The organism is Actinomadura chokoriensis (assembly GCF_039529475.1).
Lineage (GTDB): Bacteria > Actinomycetota > Actinomycetes > Streptosporangiales > Streptosporangiaceae > Spirillospora > Spirillospora bangladeshensis.
Window position 1 is genome coordinate 21838 of record NZ_BAAAMW010000045.1, and the last position, 6377, is coordinate 28214.

Sequence of the window (6377 nt, forward strand, 5' to 3'; positions counted from 1 at the left end):
GGTCGCGGTATTGGCACAGCCCAGGCGGCTTCGGTCCCGCCCCGACCCCGCCGTGCGCTCCGCCGGCCACCCAGCGTAGCCCCGGCCATTTCGGTCATCTCGATTACCGGTGGCGGGACAGGACGCCATTGACGCGGGTGGAACGGTCCAGTCACACTCGGGGCTCACCTGACCGCCGACCGGGAGGGGATCGATGAGGATCGGACTGGCCGGCGCGGGGCGCATCGGTGCGCGCCACGCCGCCGCTCTCTGCGCGCTGCCCGAGGTGGCCGCCCTGGCCGTCGCCGACGCGGACGCCGCCCGCGCGCGCGACCTCGCCGCCCGCCTCCCGTCCGGGGCGCGGGCGCTCGACACCGTCGGGGAGCTGTTCGAGGCCGGCCTGGACGGGCTGGTCGTCGCGGCGGCCACCGACGCGCACGCGGCCCTCGTCGAGCGGGCCATGGCCGCGCGAATTCCCGTCTTCTGCGAGAAACCCCTCGCGTCGGACCTCAATGGAACGTTCCAAGCAGTCGAGGCGGCGGCCGCCGCGGGCGTCCCGGTGCAGGTCGGCTTCCAGCGCCGGTTCGACGCCGGGAACGCGGCGGCCCGCGAGGCGCTCGCGTCCGGGCGGCTGGGCTGGCTGCACACCGTCCGGTCGAGCAGCTTCGACCCGTCGCCGCCGCCCGCCGAGTACGTCCCCTCGTCCGGCGGGCTCTTCCGCGACTGCGTGATCCACGACCTCGACCTCATCCGGTTCGTCACCGGGCGCGAGATCGTCCGCGTGATGGCCGCCGGCGGCAACCGGGGCGAGGACTTCTTCCGCGCGTGCGGCGACATCGACACCGGCTCGGCGCTCCTCGTCCTGGACGACGGGACGCTCGGCGTCGTCTCCGCCACCCGCTACAACGCCGCCGGCTACGACGCGCGGCTGGAGCTGTTCGGCTCCAAGGACAGCGTCGTCACCGGCATGGACGAGCGGACGCCCGCGACGCCGCTGCCCGAGGCCGGCACCGTGCCGAGGCCCGCCTACAGCGGCTTCATGGAGCGCTTCTCCGACGCCTACGACGCGGAGATCCAGGCGTTCGTGGACGTGGTGGCGGGCCGCCGTGCCAACCCGTGCCCGCCCGAGGACGCCCTGGAGGCGTTCTACCTCGCCGAGGCGTGCGAGATGTCCATGCGGGAGGGCCGGATCGTCGGCACCGACGAGGTGCGCCGATGAGCTTCGACCTCATCACGATGGGGCGGGTGAGCGTCGACGTCTATCCGCACCAGGTCGGCGTCCCGCTGGAGGACGTCGAGTCGTTCGGCAAGTACCTCGGCGGCAGCCCCACCAACGTCGCGGTGGCGGCGGCCAGGTACGGCCGCCGCGCCGCCGTCGTCACCCGCACCGGCGACGACCCGTTCGGGCGGTTCGTGCGCAAGGCGCTGCGGGGGTACGGCGTCGACGACCGGTACGTCGCGGCCGTCCCCGGCCTGCCGACGCCGCTGGCCTTCTGCGAGATCTTCCCGCCGGACGACTTCCCGCTGTACTTCTACCGCTACCCCAAGGCCCCCGACCTGGAGATCCGTCCGGAGGAACTGGACCTGGAGGCGATCCGTGAGGCCCGCATCGTGTGGGCCACTGTGACGGGCCTCTCCCAGGAGCCGAGCCGTGGGGCGACCTTGGCCGCGCTCGCCGCACACCCAGGGCAGACCGTCATCGACCTGGACTACCGGCCGATGCTCTGGGACGACCCGGGCGAGGCCCCGCACTGGGCCGGGCTCGCCCTGGAGCACGCCAAGGTCGCCGTGGGCAACCTGGAGGAATGCGAGGTCGCGGTAGGCGAAAGGGAGCCGGAGGCCGCCGCACGGGCGATCCTCGAACGCGGCCCCGAACTCGCCATCGTGAAGATGGGCCCGGACGGCGTCCTCGCGGCGACGTCCGGCGAGACGGTGCGGGTGCCGCCGGCCGAGGTCGACGTCGTGAACGGCCTCGGCGCGGGCGACGCGTTCGGCGGCGCGGTCTGCCACGGCCTCCTCGGGGGCTGGGATCTGCGGCGCCTCATCGCGTTCGCGGGCGCGGCGGGGGCGATCGTCGCCTCCCGCCTCGCCTGCTCCGACGCGATGCCCGCACAGGACGAAGTCGAAGCACTCCTCAAGGAGACCGGATGAAGTACCACGTGCCCGCCGGCACTGCCGCGGACGGACCCTACGGGCTCGCCGTCACGCCCGAGTCGGCCGGCTGGACGCACTCGTCGCTGCGCGTCCTCGACCTGCCGGACGGCGGTGAGCACACCTTCGGCACCGGCGAGTTCGAGACGATCGTGCTGCCGCTGGCCGGGTCCTGCGCCGTCGAGTGCGACGGCGCGCGGTTCGAGCTGGCGGGGCGCGACGACGTGTTCAGCCGGGTCAGCGACTTCGCCTACGTCCCGCGCGACGCGCAGGTCACCGTGCGGGGGCGCGGCCGGTTCGCGCTGGCCGGCGCCCGCTGCGGGACGCGCCTGGAGGCGCGCTACGGGCCCGCCGAGAAGGTGCCGGTGGAACTGCGCGGCGCGGGCGCGGCGAGCCGCCAGGTCAACAACTTCGGGACGCCCGAGGGCTTCCCGTTCGCCGAGAAGCTGATCGCCTGCGAGGTGCTCACGCCGGGCGGCTGCTGGTCGTCGTTCCCGCCGCACAAGCACGACGAGGACCGGCCGGGGGAGTCGGTGCTGGAGGAGATCTACTACTTCGAGGTCGCCCGGGACGGCATGGCCTACCAGCGGGTCTACGGCTCGCCGGGGCGCCCCATCGACGTGCTCGCCGAGGTCCGCAGCGGGGACGCCGTCCTGATCCCGCACGGCTGGCACGGCCCGTCGATGGCGGCGCCCGGCCACGACCTCTACTACCTCAATGTGATGGCCGGGCCGTCCCCGGACCGGGCCTGGCGGATCTGCGACGATCCCGCGCACACGTGGATCCGCGGCACCTGGACGGGTCAGGAGGTCGACCCGCGCCTGCCGCTGACCTCGGCGGACGGCCGCCCCTGACGCGCTCGGCGGCCGTCCGGTGCCGAATTGTGAGCTTGATCGCCGCCCATGCCGCGACCATCTATGGTCAACTCCTCAGAACGGCCATGTGGGGAGAAATGGAGAGCAACCGATGAGAGGCGTTTTCGCGCGCGGGTCGTCCAGGGGCCTCGCGGTCCTGGCCGCCGCGGGCCTGCTGGCGCTGAGCGCCTGCAGCAGCTCGGGCGGGAAGAAGTCCGAGGAGGCGCCCGAGGGCGCCGGCCCCCGGCTGAAGATCGCGATGGTGACCCACTCGGGCGCCGGCGACACGTTCTGGGACATCGTCCAGAAGGGCGCCAAGGCCGCCGCCGCCAAGGACAACGTCGAGTTCCTGTACTCGGCGGACCCGGACGGCGGCAAGCAGGCCCAGCTCGTCCAGGCCGCCATCGACAAGAAGGTCGACGGCATCATCGTCACGCTCGCCAAGCCGGACGCGATGAAGGACGTCCTGGCGCGCGCCACCGCCGCCGAGATCCCGGTCGTGTCGATCAACTCCGGCGCGGAGGACTCGGCGAAGCTCGGCGCGGTCGCCCACTTCGGGCAGGACGAGTCGATCGCCGGCGAGGCGGCCGGCACCGAGCTCGGGAAGATCGGCGCGAAGAAGGCGCTGTGCGTCGTCCACGAGCAGGGCAACGTCGGTCTGGAGGCCCGCTGCGCGGGGGCGAAGAAGACCTTCGGCGGCGACCTGGAGAACCTGTTCGTCCAGGGCACGAACATGCCGGACGTCAAGTCGTCCATCACGGCCAAGCTCCAGTCCGACAAGGACATCGACGGGATCCTGACGCTCGGCGCCCCGTTCGCCGCGACCGCCGTCGACTCGGTCAAGGAGACCGGCAGCAAGGCGAAGATCGGCACGTTCGACCTGAACAAGGACCTCATCGCCTCGCTCAATGCGGGGTCGATCGAGTTCGCCGTCGACCAGCAGCCCTACCTGCAGGGCTACGAGGCCGTCGACCAGCTGTGGCTGCTGAAGAACAACGGCAACGTCCTCGGCGGCGGGCGCCCGGTGCTGACCGGCCCGGCGATCGTCACCAAGGCGAACGCGGGTGGGCTGGAGGCGTTCGCGAACCGGGGGACGCGATGACGCGAGCCGTGGCCGAGCCACCCCCGGTGGCCGATCCCGGCTCGGACGAGCGCCTGGCCCGGCGGTCGCCGCTGCGGCGGCTGCTGGGCCGCCCGGAGCTGGGCGCGCTGCTCGGCGCGGTCGCGCTGTTCGTGTTCTTCTCGGTCGTCGCGGACGCGTTCCTGCGTGCCGGGTCGTTCTCCACCGTCCTGTACGCCAGTTCCACGTTCGGGATCATGGCGGTCGGGGTGTCGCTGCTGATGATCGGCGGCGAGTTCGACCTGTCGGCCGGGGTGATGGTGACCTCGTCGGCGCTGATCGCGGCGCTGACCTCCTACCAGCTCACGCTGAACGTGTGGGCGGGCGTGGCGATCTCGCTCGTGCTGACGCTGGCGCTCGGCATGGTCAACGGCATCCTCTACGTGCGGACGAGGCTGCCGAGCTTCATCATCACGCTCGCGACGTTCTTCATGCTCGCCGGGCTGAACCTCGGCGTGACGAAGGCCCTCACCGGCAACGTCGCGAGCGACTCCGTCCGCGACATGGACGGCTTCGCCGGCGCCCGCGCCATCTTCGCGTCCGATGTCGACGTCCTCGGCGTCAACGTGAAGATCACCGTGTTCTGGTGGCTGCTGTTCACCGCGATCGCGACCTGGATCCTGCTGCGCACCCGCGTCGGCAACTGGATCTTCGCGGTGGGCGGCTCCGCCGCCAGCGCCCGCGCGGTCGGCGTCCCCGTCGACCGCGTCAAGATCGGCCTGTTCATGGGCGTCGCGTTCTGCGCCTGGTTCTCCGGGATGCACCTGGTGTTCGCGTTCGCGACGATCCAGTCCGGCGAGGGCGTCGGCAACGAGTTCCTGTACATCATCTGCGCGGTCATCGGCGGCTGCCTGCTGACCGGCGGCTACGGGTCGGCGATCGGCGCGGCCATCGGCGCGTTCATCTTCGGCATGACCAACAAGGGCATCGTGTACGCGGAGTGGAACCCCGACTGGTTCCGGTTCTTCCTCGGCGCGATGCTGCTGATCGCGACCGTGGTCAACCTGATCGTGCGGCGCAGAGTGGAGCGGTCGTCATGACGGATACGCCGCTCATCCGCCTCACGGGCGTCGGCAAGAACTACGGCAACATCATCGCGCTGCGGGACGTGGACCTGGAGGCGTCCGCCGGCGAGGTCACGTGCGTGCTCGGCGACAACGGCGCGGGCAAGTCCACGCTCATCAAGGTGGTCGCCGGCCTGCACCGGCACGACACCGGCACGTACGAGGTCAACGGCGAGGAGGTCGCCTTCGGCTCGCCCCGCGAGGCGCTCGACCGCGGCATCGCCACCGTCTACCAGGACCTCGCGGTCGTCCCGCTGATGCCGGTGTGGCGGAACTTCTTCCTCGGCTCGGAGAAGCGCAAGGGCTTCGGCCGCATGGACATCGACCACATGCGCAGGACGACCCAGGGCGAGATGGCCGCCATGGGCATCGACCTGCGCGACGTCGACCAGCCCATCGGGACGCTCTCGGGCGGCGAGCGCCAGTGCGTGGCGATCGCCCGCGCCGTCCACTTCGGCGCCAAGGCCCTCGTCCTGGACGAGCCCACCGCCGCGCTCGGCGTGAAGCAGGCCGGGATCGTGCTGCGCTACGTCGTCCAGGCGCGGGAGCGGGGCCTCGCGGTCATCTTCATCACCCACAACCCGCACCACGCCTACCCGGTCGGGAACCGCTTCCTGATCCTCAACCGGGGCCAGAGCATCGGCTACCACACCAAGGACGAGATCACCCGCGAGGAGCTCACCGGGCTGATGGCCGGCGGCAGCGAGCTGGAGGAACTCGCCCACGAACTGGACGCCGCCGCGTCCCCGCCCGAGGGCTAGCTGTACGGCTCGGCGGGGGAGAGCCAGGCGCGGCAGAGCCACCAGGCGTTGACGCCGCCGAACGTGTCGGACGCGTCGACGCCGGTGGCCTCGGCGAACCGCTGGACCCTGTTCCGCACCGTGTTGGGGTGCACGAACAGGCGTCCGGCGGCCGCGGTGACGTCGCGTCCCTCCTCCAGCCAGGCGCACACCGCGCGGGCGACCGGCTCGGCGCTCGCGCCGAGCTCGGCGCGGGCCGCCCGGTACCGGTCGAGCAGGATCGCGGTGAGGTCGGTCCGGTCGGCCGCCGCCGCGACGACGGCGACCTCGGCGACGTGCACCGCGCCGGTCCGCCCGGTCGCCTCGGCGGCGGCGAGCGCGGACACGGCGAGGCGGCGCGCGGCGGCCAGGTTCTCCGCCTCGGCCGGCCCCGCGAGCCCGGCCGCCGCGCCGCCGGGCGGCACCGGCG

General features: G+C 72.5%; 7 protein-coding genes. 6 read left to right on the top strand and 1 reads right to left on the bottom strand.

Features of this window, described 5'->3' with window-relative positions; genetic code table 11:
- The first annotated feature begins 193 nt into the window (after positions 1 to 193).
- The 6 genes from ABFX46_RS41925 (at position 194) to ABFX46_RS41950 (ending at position 5929) form a co-directional block, all read left to right on the top strand.
- Complete coding sequence (locus ABFX46_RS41925; protein ID WP_346049993.1) at positions 194 to 1198, top strand: Gfo/Idh/MocA family protein; 1005 nt, start codon at positions 194 to 196, stop codon at positions 1196 to 1198.
- Positions 1195 to 2130, top strand: coding sequence for a 5-dehydro-2-deoxygluconokinase (gene iolC, locus ABFX46_RS41930; protein WP_346049994.1), 936 nt, complete (start codon positions 1195 to 1197; stop codon positions 2128 to 2130). The genes ABFX46_RS41925 and iolC overlap by 4 nt, the downstream gene beginning before the upstream one ends.
- Positions 2127 to 2984 (top strand): 5-deoxy-glucuronate isomerase, encoded by an 858-nt coding sequence (gene iolB / locus ABFX46_RS41935; protein WP_346049995.1) that lies wholly within the window; start codon positions 2127 to 2129, stop codon positions 2982 to 2984. The genes iolC and iolB overlap by 4 nt, the downstream gene beginning before the upstream one ends.
- A gap of 112 nt (positions 2985 to 3096) precedes the next feature.
- Positions 3097 to 4086 carry a sugar ABC transporter substrate-binding protein gene (locus ABFX46_RS41940; RefSeq protein ID WP_346049996.1) on the top strand — a complete coding sequence of 330 codons (990 nt, stop codon included), beginning with the start codon at positions 3097 to 3099 and terminating at the stop codon, positions 4084 to 4086.
- Positions 4087 to 4094: 8 nt separating this feature from the next.
- Positions 4095 to 5144 carry an ABC transporter permease gene (locus ABFX46_RS41945; protein WP_346049997.1) on the top strand — a complete coding sequence of 350 codons (1050 nt, stop codon included), beginning with the start codon at positions 4095 to 4097 and terminating at the stop codon, positions 5142 to 5144.
- The gene (locus tag ABFX46_RS41950) at positions 5141 to 5929 is read left to right on the top strand and encodes an ATP-binding cassette domain-containing protein (protein WP_346049998.1); all 789 of its coding nucleotides are present in this window, start codon (positions 5141 to 5143) and stop codon (positions 5927 to 5929) included. The genes ABFX46_RS41945 and ABFX46_RS41950 overlap by 4 nt, the downstream gene beginning before the upstream one ends.
- Here ABFX46_RS41950 and ABFX46_RS41955 read toward each other — a convergent pair.
- The coding region (locus ABFX46_RS41955) for a helix-turn-helix domain-containing protein (protein ID WP_346050000.1) at positions 5926 to 6377 on the bottom strand (452 nt) is incomplete at its 5' end. The genes ABFX46_RS41950 and ABFX46_RS41955 overlap by 4 nt on opposite strands.